Annotated in this window: 16 protein-coding genes, 2 tRNA genes and 1 pseudogene; 7 read left to right on the top strand and 12 right to left on the bottom strand. The window is 52.6% G+C overall.

All coding sequences use genetic code 11. The features are described 5' to 3' along the window. On the bottom strand, window positions 1–542 hold a 542-nt coding region (locus ACLW56_RS24085), incomplete at its 3' end, for a contractile injection system protein, VgrG/Pvc8 family (protein WP_330986167.1). A 434-nt stretch (window positions 543–976) separates the two neighbouring features. Here ACLW56_RS24085 and tssF point away from each other — a divergent pair. Continuing rightward, window positions 977–2,794 (top strand): type VI secretion system baseplate subunit TssF, encoded by a 1,818-nt coding sequence (gene tssF / locus ACLW56_RS24080; protein WP_330986166.1) that lies wholly within the window; start codon window positions 977–979, stop codon window positions 2,792–2,794. Between the two features lie 87 nt (window positions 2,795–2,881). Continuing rightward, window positions 2,882–3,652, top strand: a complete 771-nt coding sequence (locus tag ACLW56_RS24075; RefSeq protein WP_330986165.1) for an amidohydrolase — start codon at window positions 2,882–2,884, stop codon at window positions 3,650–3,652. A 159-nt stretch (window positions 3,653–3,811) separates the two neighbouring features. Here the strand turns inward: ACLW56_RS24075 and hpxK are convergent, their stop codons facing one another. The 3 genes from hpxK to ACLW56_RS24060 all read right to left on the bottom strand — a co-directional run bounded on the left by hpxK (window position 3,812) and on the right by ACLW56_RS24060 (window position 7,329). Then, window positions 3,812–5,065 (bottom strand): allantoate amidohydrolase, encoded by a 1,254-nt coding sequence (hpxK, locus tag ACLW56_RS24070; RefSeq protein ID WP_330986164.1) that lies wholly within the window; start codon window positions 5,063–5,065, stop codon window positions 3,812–3,814. A gap of 4 nt (window positions 5,066–5,069) precedes the next feature. Then, window positions 5,070–6,302: an alanine--glyoxylate aminotransferase family protein gene (locus ACLW56_RS24065; protein WP_330986163.1), complete on the bottom strand. Its 1,233-nt coding sequence runs from the start codon at window positions 6,300–6,302 to the stop codon at window positions 5,070–5,072. A gap of 187 nt (window positions 6,303–6,489) precedes the next feature. Further along, window positions 6,490–7,329, bottom strand: coding sequence for a MurR/RpiR family transcriptional regulator (locus ACLW56_RS24060; RefSeq protein WP_330986162.1), 840 nt, complete (start codon window positions 7,327–7,329; stop codon window positions 6,490–6,492). A gap of 245 nt (window positions 7,330–7,574) precedes the next feature. Between ACLW56_RS24060 and ACLW56_RS24055 the strand changes: the two genes are divergently transcribed. Next, complete coding sequence (locus ACLW56_RS24055; RefSeq protein ID WP_330986169.1) at window positions 7,575–7,946, top strand: amidase family protein; 372 nt, start codon at window positions 7,575–7,577, stop codon at window positions 7,944–7,946. An 83-nt stretch (window positions 7,947–8,029) separates the two neighbouring features. Here ACLW56_RS24055 and ACLW56_RS24050 read toward each other — a convergent pair. Both ACLW56_RS24050 and dnaQ read right to left on the bottom strand, forming a co-directional pair. Then, window positions 8,030–8,106: transfer RNA gene (locus ACLW56_RS24050), tRNA-Asp, on the bottom strand. A gap of 127 nt (window positions 8,107–8,233) precedes the next feature. Continuing rightward, window positions 8,234–8,962, bottom strand: a complete 729-nt coding sequence (gene dnaQ / locus ACLW56_RS24045; RefSeq protein WP_330986161.1) for a DNA polymerase III subunit epsilon — start codon at window positions 8,960–8,962, stop codon at window positions 8,234–8,236. A gap of 62 nt (window positions 8,963–9,024) precedes the next feature. Between dnaQ and rnhA the strand changes: the two genes are divergently transcribed. Further along, window positions 9,025–9,492 carry a ribonuclease HI gene (gene rnhA / locus ACLW56_RS24040; RefSeq protein WP_330986160.1) on the top strand — a complete coding sequence of 156 codons (468 nt, stop codon included), beginning with the start codon at window positions 9,025–9,027 and terminating at the stop codon, window positions 9,490–9,492. On the opposite strand, the gene ACLW56_RS24035 is transcribed toward rnhA, so the two are convergent. After that, on the bottom strand, window positions 9,489–10,211 hold the full coding sequence (locus ACLW56_RS24035) for a class I SAM-dependent methyltransferase (RefSeq protein WP_330986168.1): 723 nt from the start codon (window positions 10,209–10,211) through the stop codon (window positions 9,489–9,491). The two genes, rnhA and ACLW56_RS24035, sit on opposite strands and share 4 nt — an antisense overlap. Window positions 10,212–10,242: 31 nt before the next feature. On the opposite strand from ACLW56_RS24035, the gene gloB reads away from it, so the two are divergent. After that, entirely contained in the window at window positions 10,243–10,998 is a 756-nt protein-coding gene (gene gloB / locus ACLW56_RS24030; protein ID WP_330986159.1) for a hydroxyacylglutathione hydrolase, read from the top strand. A 72-nt stretch (window positions 10,999–11,070) separates the two neighbouring features. After that, the gene (mltD, locus tag ACLW56_RS24025; protein WP_330986158.1) at window positions 11,071–12,435 is read left to right on the top strand and encodes a murein transglycosylase D; all 1,365 of its coding nucleotides are present in this window, start codon (window positions 11,071–11,073) and stop codon (window positions 12,433–12,435) included. A gap of 68 nt (window positions 12,436–12,503) precedes the next feature. On the opposite strand, the gene ACLW56_RS24020 is transcribed toward mltD, so the two are convergent. From ACLW56_RS24020 to ACLW56_RS24010, 3 genes and pseudogenes are all read right to left on the bottom strand, one after another. Next, window positions 12,504–13,274: a class I SAM-dependent methyltransferase gene (locus tag ACLW56_RS24020; RefSeq protein ID WP_330986157.1), complete on the bottom strand. Its 771-nt coding sequence runs from the start codon at window positions 13,272–13,274 to the stop codon at window positions 12,504–12,506. Between the two features lie 83 nt (window positions 13,275–13,357). Beyond that, window positions 13,358–14,158: an endonuclease/exonuclease/phosphatase family protein gene (locus tag ACLW56_RS24015; protein ID WP_330986156.1), complete on the bottom strand. Its 801-nt coding sequence runs from the start codon at window positions 14,156–14,158 to the stop codon at window positions 13,358–13,360. Between the two features lie 198 nt (window positions 14,159–14,356). Then, window positions 14,357–14,729, bottom strand: a pseudogene (locus ACLW56_RS24010) (MFS transporter); the annotation flags it as partial. 104 nt (window positions 14,730–14,833) lie between these two features. On the opposite strand from ACLW56_RS24010, the gene yafC reads away from it, so the two are divergent. Continuing rightward, the gene (gene yafC / locus ACLW56_RS24005) at window positions 14,834–15,730 is read left to right on the top strand and encodes a DNA-binding transcriptional regulator YafC (protein WP_330986155.1); all 897 of its coding nucleotides are present in this window, start codon (window positions 14,834–14,836) and stop codon (window positions 15,728–15,730) included. 29 nt (window positions 15,731–15,759) lie between these two features. Here yafC and dkgB read toward each other — a convergent pair whose 3' ends face one another. Next, window positions 15,760–16,563 (bottom strand): 2,5-didehydrogluconate reductase DkgB, encoded by an 804-nt coding sequence (gene dkgB, locus ACLW56_RS24000; RefSeq protein ID WP_330986154.1) that lies wholly within the window; start codon window positions 16,561–16,563, stop codon window positions 15,760–15,762. 163 nt (window positions 16,564–16,726) lie between these two features. After that, a tRNA-Asp gene (locus ACLW56_RS23995) sits at window positions 16,727–16,803 on the bottom strand. Window positions 16,804–17,045: the final 242 nt, after the last annotated feature.

The raw sequence follows: 17,045 nt of genomic DNA, 5'->3' as shown, positions 1-17,045 counted from the left end.
GTCAGCACCATTCGCTGCTGCTGGTCAGACTTATCAAAGAAGAACAGGCCTTCTTCCGCCCACAGCCGCGACAGAAAATCGAGGTCGCTTTCGCCGTACTGCACGCAGAACTCCCGGGCGGGATGCGGATCATAGAGGATTGGCGACCACTCAGTGACGCCATTTTCATTCAGTAACGTGGCGGAGATGGACTGAATGTCCTGCTGCTGGAAACTGCGGAAGTTCTGGCGAAGCCCGCAGCGCCACAAAGGCGGACAAATCCTGAAGCGGTACTGCATTTGCCAGTCATTGCTTTCTTTCATACTGAAAGTGGCGATATTCCCTGAAACGGTCCGTAACGAGACATTTCCCTGCCAGACAGTTAAGGTGGCGTTTTGTTCGAGCAATTGCTCTGCCGTCTGGTCAAACGATTGACTTGCCACCTCCACAATGAGTTCAAACGTCGTGGAATAACGTTGTTGTAGTTGAAACCCTACTACAGCGAAGGTGTCTTCATTCTGTCCGTCCACCTCCAGAGTAAAGCGAATTCCTTTTAAGGCCATATTTTTCCCCTACTGTAAAAAATTGCCAGCGTTCTAAAAATCAATCATCCACTGTGGAATATTTACATTTCACCCACGCTACCGCCGAAGCGGCCATTCTTCACCACCACGTAAAAATAAGGACAGCAACCTAATGAGCGCCAATATGGCACTCACACAAATACGATAAACAAATAATAAAAACCAGATTCATCGGCCAGCTAAATACATTTCAGATCACTATATTGCCGATAAGATACATTTCTGGCGCGCAAAAAAAACAAGGACTAAAACCTTACAACGAAAAGGACAGTAAAACATTCGATAAATTCAAAATTCTGCGTACCATACGATTTAAAAATATATATGATAATTTGTTTTTTTAATAAATACCGTAAACAGATAATCACCATGAATTATTTCGTCCGCTATCGCACCTGAAAAAGGAGTAAAGCATGTCATTTGATGAAGGATACTTCAGAGAAGAACTGGACTATCTACGCCAGTTGGGAAAACTACTGGCGAAAGAAAATCCCCATCTGATCCCATTTCTGGGGGAAACAGCCGGCAATGCAGACGTCGAAAAATTAATGGCAGTATTCGCAAGCTTATCTTCAGGTTTACGTCAAAAACTGGAAGATAGTTTTCCAGAACTGACCTACGGAATGATCCACGCATTATGGCCTAACTATTTGCGTCCGGTTCCCTCCCTGGCGGTGATTGAATTTAAGCCCAAACCGACCCTACAAAAACCTGCCCTGATCCCCCGTGATGAAACGATACGAACCCGGACAAATGCGAGCTTGCAGTCAGGACAAGTTGCACTGATTAAAAAAGAGAATACGTCTCTTCCTGCCTGCCATTTCACCCTCACCCGTGATGTCTGGTTACAACCGCTAAATGTCTGCGGTATTCGTAATAGAAGCAGCCCAGAAAAGGGGATTCTTGATATCAATTTTTCGACGGACGGTAACGTCAATGCGCAAATGCTGGACCTGGGGAAACTGAGTTTCTGGCTAAATGATGAGGATACCTTTACCCGCTACCTGCTGTATCTGTGGTTCGCCGAACGATTGATGGATGCAGAGTTGATAGCCGATAAGCAACGTATTCCGTTGCCCGATTTTTGGCTGGAGCCAGCAGGTTTTGAGGAAGAGGAAGCCATACTGCCATGGGCAACAAACCATCAGGCTGGTTTTCGGATTTTGTACGAGTACTTTTGCTTTCCGGAAAATTTTTTCTTTTTTCAGATACACAATAGCACTCCGTTTCCGGCTGATTTTCCAACACAAGCTTTTACTCTGCGGTTGCATTTTTCTGAACCACTGCCCGAAAATCTGAAGCTGAACCAAAACTCGCTACGTCCCTATTGCTCACCGGCGGTGAATTTGTTCGTCCATTCCGCTGAGCCCGTGAAACCGAATCAGGCTGCCCCTCGGTACCCGCTACCTATTAGTCATAAAGCACCTGAAGCTTATGAAATTTTCCAGATAAAATCGGTGACCAGTCGGGTAAAAGAGTCAGAGCAAGGTTCCCGCTATCAAATCTGGCCGGAGTATCTCGGAAGCCATCACCCGTTTGAGGATCCTCACCAACGTGAAGTGGTTTACTGGCAGCATCGGACAGAACCCGGACTTGTCCAGCGCGGACAAAAACACTCGCTAGCCTTTGTCCATTCGGATGGCAGAGCCCCGCACCCTGAACGGCTAAAACATGAAGAACTGAATACCCTCCTGATTTGCACAAATCGCAGCCTGACCAGCGCGCTTGATATCGGTGATATCTGCGTTGCCGTCAGCAAAAACCCGGCGGCCGCTTCGTTTCAAAATATCACCAGGCCTTCCCCCTCAATTCCTCCTGTCACAAAGGGAGAAACGCACTGGTCACTCCTGTCTTGTATGAACCTCAATTACCTTTCTCTGCTGGAGCGGGATGCGCTTACCCAGTTGTTGAAAACGTTCGATATACCCGGCCTTCACCAGCCTCATTTATCCCGGCTCTCGCCAGAGAAAATCGCGGCGATACAAACGATACATTCCTGTCCCGTCGATAGATTATTTAAAGGGAAGCCTGTTCGTGGACTGGCAACCACCTTATGGGTAAATCCAGAACCTTTCCTCTGCGAAGGCGAAATGTATTTATTAGGCTCGGTGCTCTCTTCTTTTTTTGCACTCTACGCCAGCACGCACTCGTTTCATTGCCTGCGGATGATCAACACGGAAAGTCAGCAGTTCTGGGAGTGGCAGCATAACGGTCAGCACTCCCTGATGTAGATTTTTATCGAAATGTTACGCACTACCGCCGTGCCCTGATAAGGTAGTAGAGTAATCTGACCGCCGATGACTCAGGAGCTTCTGACTGTGCCTAACCTGAAAGTAACGCTGTTGCAACAACCGCTGGTGTGGATGGACGGTCCTGCCAATTTGCGCCATTTTGATCGCCAGTTGGAAGGCATCCAGGGGCGCGATGTGATTGTCCTGCCGGAAATGTTCACCACCGGTTTTGCCATGGAAGCGGCCACACAATCTTTGCCGGAAGAGGACGTTGTGGCATGGATGCACGAGAAAGCCAAACAGGCGGATGCGCTGATTGCCGGAAGTGCAGCCCTGCAAACCGAACGCGGCCCGGTGAACCGTTTCCTGCTGGTGGAGCCGGAAGGCAAAGTCCATCGCTATGACAAGCGTCATCTGTTCCGCATGGCGGATGAACATCACCATTATGAAGCAGGCAATGTGCGAGTGGTGTTCGAGTGGCGCGGCTGGCGAATTTTGCCGCTGGTGTGCTACGACCTGCGCTTCCCGGTGTGGTCGCGTAATCGTGATGATTACGATCTGGCGCTGTACGTGGCCAACTGGCCTGCCCCACGCTCGCTGCACTGGCAAGCGCTGCTGACCGCAAGGGCAATTGAAAATCAGGCCTATGTTGTGGGCTGCAACCGCGTAGGCACCGATGGCAACGGTTATCACTACCGCGGCGACAGCCGGGTGATTAACCCGCAGGGCGGCATCATTGGCACTGCGGAAGCCCACCAGGCGACCAGAATCGATGCCGAACTGTCGCTCTCTGCACTGAAAGAGTACCGCGAAAAATTCCCTGCCTGGCAGGATGCGGATGCTTTTACCCTCGACTAACTCTCCCCTTTAGCGCTTCTTTCAACGAAGCGCTTAAAAAAACCATATCCGTGCGTCTCTAACGCCATTTTTAACGTCACCTTTTAAGTGCTCAATGGCGGCAGCGACGGTGGTTAAAGTCACGAGACGGCGGGTACGTCGACCAGCCCCAGGGCGCAATCAAAAAAGGCAAATGGTAATGGTCACCGCTGCGCTCCAGGCTTCCAGCGCTGTTGCCACATCGTCCACCAGCACAGATTCCGCAGGATGGTGACTGACTCCGCCCTTGCAGCGCACAAACAACATGCCGACCGGCCAGCGCTCTGCCAGTGCCATCGAATCGTGCCCTGCGCCACTTGGCAGCGCCAGCGCCCTGCCCTGAACGGCTTCGCAGGCGCGCATCAAGGCGGCCTGTAATTGCGGATCGCACGGTGTGGCTGGCGTGGTGTAGAAAATATCATGGGAGAACGTCAGCCCGCGCTGGCTGGCGATGGCCTGCGCCTTTGCCAAAAGCGTGGTCAGCAGAACCTCACGTGTCTCATCAGAAGGACTGCGAATATCCAGCGACAGAGTGACGCTGCCGGGGATCACGTTGACTGCGCCCGGCACACAGTGAAGTGTGCCGACGGTCGCAACCAGCTTGGGATCGCTCGCTTTGGTCAGCGTTTCAATCGCGTTTACCCATTCTGCGGCACCTGCCAGGGCATCACGCCGATGCGCCATCGGCACTGTTCCGGCGTGACCCGCTTCGCCGTCAAACCGGCAATGTAAACGTCGTGCGCCATTGATGGCCGTCACCACGCCAACGGCTAAATCAGCCTCTTCCAGCACCGGGCCTTGTTCGATATGCAGCTCAAGACAGGCGCTGAAATCCTCGGCAGATCTTGATGCACTGGCAATGCGTGAAGGATCGAACCCCGCCTTCACTAACGCCTGTTCCACACTGATGCCCTGCGCATCCTGACAGACCAGCCATTCCGGCGGCCAGGTTCCTGTCAGGCCTCGGCTTCCCAGCAGCGTGATACCAAAGCGCGCACCTTCTTCATCGGCAAAACCGACAATTTCGATGGCTTGCTCAGCCCGGATTTGCTGGCGGTTCAGCCAGTCGACAATCTCTATCGCGGTGAGCACCCCAAGCATGCCGTCGTAGCGCCCGGCATTGCGGACGGTGTCCAGATGCGAACTCAGCAGCAGCGCGGGAGCCCCTTCTGCCGCCGCTTCGTAACGGCCACAAATATTGCCCACCGCATCCTGCCAGGTGGTCATGCCCGCAGCTTCCATCCATTGCGCCACCTGCACATTCGCCCGCAAATGCTCTGGCGAGAGATAAACCCGGGTCAGTTCGCCGGGTGTTTCACTGATTTCCGCTAAGCTGTCACTTCGCACCATCACGCGTTCAGCGGCAAGACGGGCCTCTTCGGATGTCATCTGCATGAGCTTACCCCTCCCAGGTGTCCCAGGCGGCCTGCATCGCTGCACCCTGCGTGGTCTTATAGCCAAGACGGTTAAGCACCGCTTCCAGCGCGGTTAAGGTTTGCAGTACGCAGTCTTTGCGAGCGTTATACCCCATCGTGCCGATACGCCAGATTTTACCCGCCAGCGGTCCAAACGAGGTGCCGATTTCGATATGGAAATCGTCAAGTAGACGCTTACGCACCTCTTCGCCATGCACGCCAGCCGGGATCACCACGCCGAGGACATTATTCATTTTATTGGCGATGTCGCCGAACACGTCCAGCCCCATTCCCTGAATGCCGTTTAGCATCGCGCGGCCATGAAGTTCGTGGCGGGCGATCAGCTGATCTATGCCCTCTTCCAGCATGATCCGCGCACATTCGCGGGCGGCGAACAGCATACTGGTGGCTTCGGTGTGGTGGTTCAGACGCTCAGGCCCCCAGTAGTCCATCACCATGCCGAGATCGAAATAGTTCGACCAGATCATCTCATCTTCGCCATTCTGATGCACCTCGGTACGGATGCCTTGCTCCACGCATTTACGCGCACGGATAACGGCTTCCATTTCAGCGCTGAGCGTGACAGGAGAACTGCCGGACGGGCCGCCGAGGCATTTTTGCAATCCTGCTGACACCGCATCCAGACCCCAGGCGTCAGTCTCAAGAACGTTGCCGCCCAGTGAGGCTGTGGCATCGGTGTAGAACAGCACGCCATGGCGACGGCAAATCTCGCCCAAATCCTGCAACGGTTGCAGCATGGTAGTAGACGTGTCGCCCTGAACAGTCAGCAGCAAACGCGGCTTCACGCGCTTGATGGCATCCTCAATCTGCTCGGCGGTGAAGACTTCTCCCCACGGTACTTCGAGAGTATGAACTTCGGCGCGACAGCGGCGAGCGATTTCGCACAGCAGGTGACCGAAGCGGCCAAAGACAGGCACCAGCACTTTGTCGCCGGGGCGTATAGCGGACACCAGAATGGCTTCAATCCCAGCGCGCGATGTGCCGTCGATAAGCATTGTCCAGCGGTTTTCTGTGCGGAACACGCCGCGATAGAGCGCCATCACTTCGTTCATGTAGCCCGTCATCACCGGATCGTATTGCCCGACAAGTTGGCTGGCCATGGCGCGAAGCACGCGCGGATCGGCGTTGATCGGCCCTGGTCCCATCAGTAAACGGTGAGGCGGATTGATTTGAGAATACGACTGCACATCGAGCATAGACACATCCTTTGATCGGGAAAGAGAGAGTGTGAAACGAATGATTCTTTAATAGCGTTTTTGCAACGAATGTGCCAGCGCATTTTTTCCCTGGCCTCTGCGGTTCACCGCGAAAGGCCGCTGTTATCTCAGAGTCGTTGTATCAAAACGGCACACTGCGGGAGTGCAACTGCACCATGATGGTTCATTAACGTTGCTCCAGCTCATCCAGCGACTGATAAAGATCGGCAATGCGATGGATACGCTGGCGGCCTTCGCTCAGGGTGCTATGCAGCAAGGCGTTAGCCAGTAAGTTCACCAGACTCATGGCGCTGCTGTAGCTGTCGAACGCAGAGACGCTGTCCAGCGGGGCGGCGATATGCCAGCGACAGCGCGTTTTCAGGCCTGTGGCCTGCGGCTCGCTCAACACCAAAACCGGCACCTGTTGGTTTTGCAGGGCTTCCAGCAGCGGGCGAATCACCCGAGGACGACGCCGGAAAGCCACGACAATCACAAGATCCTGCTCGCCGAGATCAGCCAACTCTTCCGCCAGCGTCTGCCCTGGCTGCGGCATCAGGGACACGTTGCCCCGGCTTTGCAGCAGTTGCTGGCGCAGATGAAGCGCGACCGGCGCACTGTTGCGCAGGCCCACGATAACGATGCGTTTCGCCGCCTGCATCGCCGTAATGACTTCAGCAAACTGGTCTGCATTCAGCGCGTTGACCCATTGCGTCAGGTTCGCCACCTCTTGTTTATAATGCCGCGCCAGCAGCGTGTTGCCCTGCACCGCATCGCGGTCGCCAGTCAGCGGCATTCCGCTTTGGCGCAGGGTTCGTAGCTCTTCGCGCATATCTTTAAAGCGTTCATAGCCGAGGTGGCGAAACAAACGGCTGACCGTCGCCTTCGAGACCCCGCTAAGCCGCGCCAGCTCGGCGCTGTTGTAGCTCACCAAATCATCGAAGTGATCCATGATAAAGGAGGCAACTCGTTGTTCCTGTGGTGATAATTCGGTGTAACACGCCCTCAGGCGCTCATCCAGCTGCTGCATACCCTCTCCTGCAACTTTTGTTTCATCTCAGGCTGACACAGCCCGACGCGACTCGTCAATCTGGAACAGTTTTTGCCTGATTCCTTGCACGGCGGAATGAAGGACATGACGTTGAGTGGCTACCGGGCATGAGTGAAGCGATGAGGCATGCGGGTGTGATTACGCGCCACCCGAACGGCATGCTCGAAGGGGCATTTGATCCGCGCAGCAACGGCAGGAAGGTGCAGGAGTGTATTCGCTATGACATGGAGTATTCGGGATATTCAGCAAGGGTTGCGCTACAAACAATTCAGCTCAGCGCCGTTGAGCTGGCGCAGCAAACACTGGTTCGCATTGAGCGGGATAATCCGCAGGTCAATGTCTTTACCGAAGTGACCACGGCACGGATGCTTGCCGAGGCCGCAGAAGTCGATGCGAAGATTGCGAATGGTGAAGCTCTTCCTCCGCTGGCTGGCGTCTCTTGTGCGGTCAAAAATCGCTTTGATATCGAAGGGATTACCACGCTTGCCGGGGCAAAATTATTCAGCGAGGCTCCGCCAGCTTTGGGTGATGCGTTTGCAATACGACAACGTCAGCAAGCGCTGGTGTTCTGGCACGTTATGAGCGTGAAAGTGTGAGTGAAGGATTGGGTGATGTGGAAGTGGTGAAAGACTAAAACGACGAAGTCCTGAATCATTGCTGATTCAGGACTTCTGAATAGTGGCGGAACGGACGGGACTCGAACCCGCGACCCCCTGCGTGACAGGCAGGTATTCTAACCGACTGAACTACCGCTCCACTGTTCCCCTAGGAACGCAGCGAATATTACGGATTCCCTTCAAAGGCGTCAACGATTTTTCTCTGCTTTTGAATCGGTTGCTGCAAAATTACCCATTCGAAGAGTTAAAACACAGGGGATCCGCTATCAGGCGCGCCACAGGCAGCTTCCGCCTTTCTTCTGCACCAAATCGAGACGGGATTCATGGGCTGCCAGCTCTTCATCCGTCGCTGAAATGACCCGTAACTGGCTGGCTGCACGCACAACACGCTGAATGCCCATGTCTTGCTGCTGTTGGCTCTCGCCTTCCATCGAAAATTTCATCGACGTCTGGCCGCCGGTCATCAGCAAATAGACGTCTGCCAGAATCTGGCTATCGAGCAATGCGCCGTGGAGCGTACGTTTGCTGTTGTCTATTTCGTAGCGAGAGCAGAGCGCATCAAGGCTGTTACGCTTGCCGGGGAACATTTTACGTGCCAGCGCCAGGCTATCGGTGATTTTACAGAAGGTGTTGGTTTTGGCGATGCCGCGATTGAGTTTGGCAAACTCGTAGTCCATAAAGCCGATATCGAACGACGCGTTATGGATGACGAGCTCTGCGCCCTGAATGTAATCGATAAACTCATCGGCGACATCCGCAAACGTCGGCTTGTCGAGCAGGAACTCGTCGGCAATACCGTGAACGGTAAACGCTTCTGGATCCACCAGCCGGTCTGGCTTCAGATAGACATGGAAGTTATTACCCGTCAGACGGCGGTTGATCACTTCGACCGCACCGATCTCGATGATCTTGTGCCCTTCGTAGTGCGCGCCAATCTGGTTCATCCCCGTGGTTTCGGTATCGAGGACGATCTGTCGGGTAATTGCAGTGCTCATCTCGCTCATTTATGTCAGACTTACCGTTTACGTCGATTTCAATTACAGGAAGTCTACCAGAGATGCTTAAACAGGTAGAAATTTTCACCGATGGTTCTTGCCTCGGTAATCCAGGACCGGGTGGTTACGGCGCGATTTTACGCTACGGGAAGCATGAAAAAACCTTTAACGAAGGCTACCACCTGACCACCAATAACCGAATGGAACTGATGGCCGCCATCGTGGCGCTTGAAGCGCTGAAAGAACATTGCGAAGTGGTGTTGAGTACCGACAGCCAGTACGTTCGTCAGGGAATTACCCAGTGGATCCACAACTGGAAAAAACGCGGCTGGAAAACGGCAGACAAAAAACCGGTGAAGAATGTCGACCTGTGGCAGCGTCTGGACGCCGCGCTGAGCGATCACAAAATTCGTTGGGAGTGGGTAAAAGGACACGCCGGTCATCCTGAGAACGAACGCTGCGATGAACTTGCTCGTGCAGCGGCGATGAATCCCACTCAGGACGACACAGGCTATAAGCCAGAAAGTTAATCCTGCGGCTTGCGATACTGACGAGTGGCGCCAACAGCCGGACGCAGTTGAGTCCTTGATTTGCTCTGCCGCATCGGATTGAGCGTGAGTGGAACCGTCCGTTTACGAGCCACGATTATTTGCAAGCATCCCAGCGCGGGCAAATGCGCACTCAGTATGCGCCCGCCCTGCCGGGTCCACGGAAGAACCTGAAAACGGCTTTGGTGCAAGACTTCGAAATTGAGCAGCCCAAGCCAATCGAGCTGTCTCATCAGAGTGAACATTCGGCTGTTGTACGGCATGCGGTTACGCAACACTGGCACCATTTTGCGTAGCCCCATCAGGCTGACTGGGTTGAATGCGGTCAAAATTAACCAGCCGTCATCAATCAGAACACGATCCGCTTCGCGCAATAAAAGGTGTGGGTCCTGGCACCAGGGCAACGTATGCGCCAGCAGGCAAGCATCAACAGACTTTTCGGCAAACGGCAGATGCAGCGGATCGGCTTTGACCTGCATCGGCTCGCCACCGAGTGAAACATTCACCTGGTGGGAAATAGCGCACGCCTCGGTATTGATTTCCGCGCTTAAATTGCCAATCTTAAGCAGATGAAAGCCATAGAGTTTCGCCATCCAGGGTTTGAGTTGCAGCTCTAACGCTTCGCGATAATATTCGCCCCAGGGCATTTCAGCCCAGTGGCCAGGTGCCGTCACTGCCAGAGGTATCCTTGCCGGTTTCATCACAACACCCGCTACGTTTAAGAGGTAATCCATGAATCTTAACAGTATTCCCGCCTTTCAGGACAACTACATCTGGGTATTGAGCGAGGACGACGGGCGTTGCCTGATAGTTGACCCAGGCGAAGCTGCGCCAATACTTGCTGCTCTGACAGAAAACAAGTGGTACCCGGAAGCGATTTTACTGACACACCATCACAACGATCACGTTGGTGGCGTGAAAGAACTGACGCGAAAATACCCGGGACTAGTGGTGTATGGCCCTGAAGAGACACAAGATAAAGGTGCGACGAAAATAGTCAAAGAAGGGGATAGGGTCGATATTTTGGGGTGCGAATTTTCTGTAATTTTTACTCCAGGCCATACGGCAGGCCACCTCTGTTACTTTAGCTATCCTTATCTTTTCTCTGGCGATACTCTCTTTTCTGGCGGATGTGGACGTTTGTTTGAAGGCACATCTTCGCAAATGTATCAATCACTTAAAAAACTTAGCGCATTACCCGATCACACCCTGGTCTGTTGCGCACATGAGTATACTTTAGCCAACATGAAGTTTTCCGTCAGCATCCTCCCAGACGATTCTGACCTAAATGATTACTTCATGGAAGTTAAGGAGTTACGCGCTAAAAATCAAAAAACACTCCCCGCAATTCTGAAAAATGAGCGCAAAATAAATGTATTTCTTCGTACAGATAATGCTGATTTTATTAAAAAATTATCTAAAGAAACAAATTTGCAACAGCCTGAGCAACGATTTGCATGGTTACGGTCAAAGAAAGATAACTTCTAGCACTGCAGGGTTGCCTTTTAACATTTTCGCCGTTATGATCGCTCGTCTTTTAAGCAACTATTGACCACACACATGAAGGCACGAGCGATATTACTCGCCTCTGTCTTGCTCGTAGGTTGCCAGGCCAATCGTGATGGTAACGTTCAGCAGCATGCACAGAGCCTTTCTGCGGCTAGTCAAGGGGAAGCAGGAAAGTTTGCAAGTCAAGCGCGATGGATGGACGACGGGACGTTTTACGCGCAGGATCAGGACTTGTGGGCTTTCATCGGCGACGAGCTAAAGATGGGAATTCCGGAAAATGGCCGGATTCGCGAACAAAAGCAGAAGTATTTACGTAATAAGAGCTATCTCCACGATGTAACTTTACGGGCAGAGCCGTATATGTACTGGATAGCCGGGCAAGTTAAGAAACGTAACATGCCTATGGAACTGGTACTACTACCCATAGTGGAGAGCGCTTTTGACCCCCATGCAACGTCTGGCGCCAATGCCGCAGGCATCTGGCAGATCATTCCGAGCACAGGGCGCAATTATGGTTTGAAACAGACCCGAGCTTACGACGCACGTCGTGACGTAGTGGCTTCTACGACAGCAGCCCTCGACATGATGCAACGTCTGAACAAGATGTTTGACGGCGACTGGTTACTCACTGTCGCGGCTTACAACAGTGGCGAAGGTCGTGTGATGAAGGCAGTGAAGGCGAACAAATTGCGCGGGAAACCGACCGATTTCTGGTCACTTTCGTTGCCGCAGGAAACAAAGATCTACGTACCGAAGATGCTGGCTTTGAGTGATATTCTCAAAAACAGCAAGCGTTACGGTGTGAAACTGCCAACAGCAGATGAAAGCCGGGCGCTGGCGCGTGTCCGTCTGGATAATCCAGTCGACATGAAGCAGGTTGCGGATATGGCAGGCATTTCTGTCACCAAGCTGAAGGCATTCAATGCCGGCGTAAAGGGTTCCACCCTTGGCGCCAGCGGGCCGAAGTATGTGATGGTGCCGCAGAAGCATGCCGATCAGCTGCGTGAGTCTCTGGCGTCTGGCGAGATTGCCGCCGTTCAGCCGACTCTGGTAGCGGATAACACGCCGATGACCAGCCGTAGCTATAAGGTACGTACAGGTGACACCCTTTCAGGCATCGCCGCACGTTTAGGCGTGACGTCGAAAGACCTACAGCAGTGGAACTCACTGCGTGGTTCGCATCTGAAAGTCGGTCAAAACCTGACGGTAGGCGCAGGTAGCAGCGCGAGTCGTCTTGCGAACAATAGCGATAGCATTACCTATCGCGTACGCAAAGGGGATTCACTGTCGAGCATCGCGAAACGTCACGGCGTAAACATCAAAGATGTGGTGCGCTGGAACAGCGATACCGACAATCTGAAACCGGGCGACCAGCTGACGCTGTACGTGAAGAACAGCGTCAGACCCGATTCCTGATCGCTTTGTTTGACCAGTCAGTTTAACGAAAAAGGCACCGTCTCCGGTGCCTTTTTTATTGGCTTTGCTTACGGTGCCTTGAAGGCTTCCGCCATAATGGTATCGCTGGTAAACGACCCCTCTTCCTGCAGTTCGAAGTAATTCTTCACTTCCTGAGAAGCACTGTCCTGATACAGACGTATGGCTTCACACAAAGTCGCAGGCGTGCGCATGCGCGCAACCCATGAGCTAAATTCCAGCGGCAAGCGATCGGTAATCAGATTACGGGTGATCAATCCGGCTTCGTTAATCAACGACAACCACTCGCCACTCGAATAATTACGGACATGCGAGGTATCACGCAGCGCTTCAACGGTCTGCAACCAGATATCCCGCAAAGGATGCCCCGGGGACATGACATCCATAATAATGAACACCCCACCCGGCTTCAGCACACGCCTCACTTCCCGCAACGCCTGACCGACATCATGCCAGTGATGGGCTGAGTAACGGCTGATCACCACATCGTAGCTGGCGTCTTCAAAGGGTAAGATTTCAGCATAGCCCTGACAGGTGGAAATATTCGTCAGGCCCTTATCGGCAGCGGCCTGATTTACCACGTCCAGCATTTGCGCAGACAGATCGTAAGCTGTCACTTTCGCCACTTTTCCGGCAGCAATGAAACTGGCGTGACCGGCACCACATCCCATATCCAGAACATGCGCCTGAGGAAAGGCACTCAGCCTTTCTGACAGCCGTTGCAAATCACGCCCTGAGGCATGAACGGCACTGGTTAAGTACGCGCTGGCCTGAAAACCGAACTGTTTATCTACGTTATTGTGGTGCGTGTTGGTTGTCATTGTGTTGTCCTTCGGTTGGTTGAATGAATAAAGGGCAGCACCTTATGTGCGCAGGCCTGCCCCACGGCAGACCTGACTTACCTTTATCGCTCAGGTTTGCCGGGACTGAATTCCACTAGTAGCGGGTTGTGATCGGATGCACGAGTCACCAGAACGGAGGCCTCATGGACATTCAAACCACGGTAGAACACGAAATCGAGAGGGCGACCAAACGCGCGTCGGCGCTGATCGTCGGTGAAGCGGACTTCACGCAGTGACATTTCACGCGCAAAGCGATAAAGCGCATTCATGCGCGGACGGCTCCATGCGTTGAAGTCTCCCGCCATGATGATTGGGCCACTGTGATGGGCAATCTGATCGCCAATCGGCAGCAGTTGTTTGCTGTAAACATCGACGCCGAGACTGAAGTTAACGGCATGAATATTCACCACCATCAACAAGCGTGAATCTGGCAAAGGGTAGACGGTCACCAGAGCAGACTTGGCTAAGCGCAGGATCGGTTCACGTTCGCGCAAAGGGCAGCAATAGACGGGATGCGCGGATGATAACGTCATCACCCCTGATGGATTCTGTGGTAAGACAAAAGCAGGCACCTGATCGGCAGCCAGATAATTACTGGTGGCAAACCGGACCAGTTCTGGCGTCGTTTGTGCTTCCTGTAACAACACCAGGTGAGCATCTTTGCCAAAGTTTGTCAGCACCGATAACCACTCTTCCCGTTTCTGCTTGAAAATGTTCCAGACCAGAATACGGATTTTTTCATCGCAGCTCAGAGGGGCACCTGCGGGTAACGCTTTGCCAATAGCTGCAAACGAACCGGGAGGTAAGATCCTCTCGGCCGGTTGTCCGGCAACATAACGCATGGCATAGGTATTTTTTCGCACGCTGGATTTCTGACCTCAATAACAGAAAAACCACGCCGCCATCACGGTGTGGTTCCTCTGTTATAGGGACTTTAGCTCACACTTTCAACGCTATTTTCCAGAAAGTTACCTTCTTGTGTATAAGCAAAAACTCAGGTTACACATCAGCTCAGCGCCACTTTCACCGTTTTATCAAGACGGCCGCTGGCACTAATCAACAGTTTCACGCCAACCAAAATGCTGGCCAATGAACGTCCCCAAAGGTATACCAGTGACCAGCGCCACCGTCACATAATGGCAATGGCAGAGGCCGCTTTTTCTTTTGGCACCGGACTTGTCGCGATGGTTGAGCCAATAGAGAAGAGCCCCCCATTAGCCAGAAGCAGCTTTTTACGTGGCATACGGCCCGTTAAGGCCGTCAGAACAGGCGCACCAATCGCAACCTCTAAATCATAGATAGACACCAGTAACCCGGCAGAAGGCAGGGAAACGGAAAGTTGTTCAGCAATTGTAGGAACCAGGCCACGATAACAAATTCGGTCGTACCAATTGCAAAGGCACTGATCGTCAGGATAAGAAGCGCCAGTGGCATAATTTACTCCGTATCATCAGGATTAAGATGACACGCAGTACGCACGGATGCTTAAATAACAAAAACCGTCAAAATCTCAATAAAATTTTGCTTCAGGAGCAATAATGCGAGCAACCTCTGAAGAGATCGCCATCTTTGTCGCCGTGGTGGAAAGCGGAAGTTTTAGTCGTGCAGCAGAGCAGCTGAATCAGGCAAATTCTGCCGTTAGCCGTGCCGTCAAAAAGCTGGAGTCGAAGTTAGGTGTGAGTCTGCTTAATCGCACGACTCGCCAGCTTAGCCTGACGGAAGAAGGAGAGCGCTATTTCCGCCGCATGCAGGGTGTTTTGCAGGAAATGGCAGCGGCTGAGAATGAGCTTATGGAGGCCCGGCACACACCACGAGGCCTACTGCGGATTGACGCTGCAACGCCAGTCGTTCTGCATTATCTGATGCCTTTGATTAAGCCATTTCGCGAGCGCTACCCTGAAATTACTCTCTCACTGGTCTCATCTGAAACCTTCATTAATCTTATCGAGCGAAAAGTCGATGTGGCGATCCGCGCCGGAACATTAACAGACTCCAGCCTGCGCGCACGCCCATTATTCAGCAGCTATCGGAAGATAATCGCTTCTCCGGATTACATTGCCCGTTACGGTAAGCCTGAAACAGTTGAAGCGCTTAAACAGCATCTGTGCCTGGGCTTTACGGAGCCCACGTCACTCAATATGTGGCCAATCTCCTGCTGTGATGGACAGCTGCATGAGATTGTCAGCGGCATTTCATCCAACAGTGGTGAAACGTTGAAACAGCTCTGTCTGAGCGGGAACGGGATCGCCTGTCTGTCGGACTATATGGTCGATAACGAGATTGCCAGAGGGGAATTTGTTGAACTGTTGGCAGACAAAAGATTGCCGGTGGAGATGCCGTTCAGCGCCGTGTATTACAGCGATCGGGCAGTAAGTACCCGAATCCGCGCATTTATTGATTTTTTGAGTGAGCATGAAGCTCAGCATAAAAAATAAAGGGGCACTACGCCCCTCGATTCAATGAGTTAATCCCACTCAGGTGCCAGACCTTCCGGGCTAACCAGACGATCGTTACACTCCAGAGCGGCAATTGCCGCCTTGTCCGTCTCATCCAGTTTCAGCTGCTGAGCCAGCAGGTTGCTTGCCAGATTCTCGCGCTTCGTTGAAGAAGGGATAACCGCATAGCCTTCTGCCATTGCCCAGGCCAGGATCACCTGCGCCGGAGTCACCTGATGCTTATCGGCAATCTTCTGGATAGTGGCATCTTGCAGCGCTTTACCATAAGCCAGCGTCATGTAAGAAGTGATGTGGATGCCATGCTGCTGCGCCCAGTCCACCACTTTGCGGTTTTGTAGATACGGTGAGAGCTCTATCTGGTTGGTGGCAATATTTTCAGCGCCGACCGCGGCAATCGCTTTCTCCATAAGCGGAATAGTGAAGTTGGAAATACCAATCTGACGGGTCAGTCCACTTTCTTTTGCTTCCAGCAGCGCCTGCATAAACTCTTCCACCGACACAGCATCATTCGGTGACGGCCAATGGATCAGGGTCAGATCCACATAATCGGTACGCAGCTTCTTCAGGCTCTCTTTCAGGCTTGGGATCAGCGCCTCTTTGCTGAGGTTTTCTGTCCAGATTTTGGTGGTGATAAACAGTTCGCTGCGCGGAATTCCACTCTCAGCGAGCGCCTGCCCGACAGCCGCTTCGTTATCATAAATCTGTGCAGTATCAATCGCACGGTACCCCAGTTCAAGGGCAGTTTTTACGGAAGCAATAACTACGTCGTCTTTAAGACGGAAAGTACCTAAACCAAATGCAGGGAGTGTCATGTGTTCCTCTTTAATCACTTTGTGTGTTATCAGAGGATTATCGGACGTGCAGGCAGGGAGAAAAAGAGTTAAAAATGCAGAGGATTTTTGCGATTCTGGCAATAATCCCTGAATTCTGGACAAAAGAAAAAGCCCTGAGCAAATGCTCAGGGCTCTTAATAAGTGGCGGAACGGACGGGACTCGAACCCGCGACCCCCTGCGTGACAGGCAGGTATTCTAACCGACTGAACTACCGCTCCACCGAATTTCTTTACCACACCGGTTTATACCCCGGTTTACTGCTAATTTGATGCCTGGCAGTTTATGAGTCACTTTGTGACTCACCCTTCGGGCTGTTGCTTTGCAACATTCAAAAGCATTCGCTTTTGTCCTACTCTCATCGAGTAGTGAACTGCCCCGAAGGCTGTTCAGGTTTTTCAATTTGATGCCTGGCAGTTCCCTACTCTCACATGGGGAGACCCCACACTACCATCGGCGCTAC

This window comes from Pantoea sp. sgz302252 (genome assembly GCF_047713085.1).
Taxonomy (GTDB): Bacteria; Pseudomonadota; Gammaproteobacteria; order Enterobacterales; family Enterobacteriaceae; genus Scandinavium.
The sequence above is the reverse complement of the archived record's forward strand: the minus strand, read 5'-3'. Positions and strand labels throughout refer to the sequence as shown.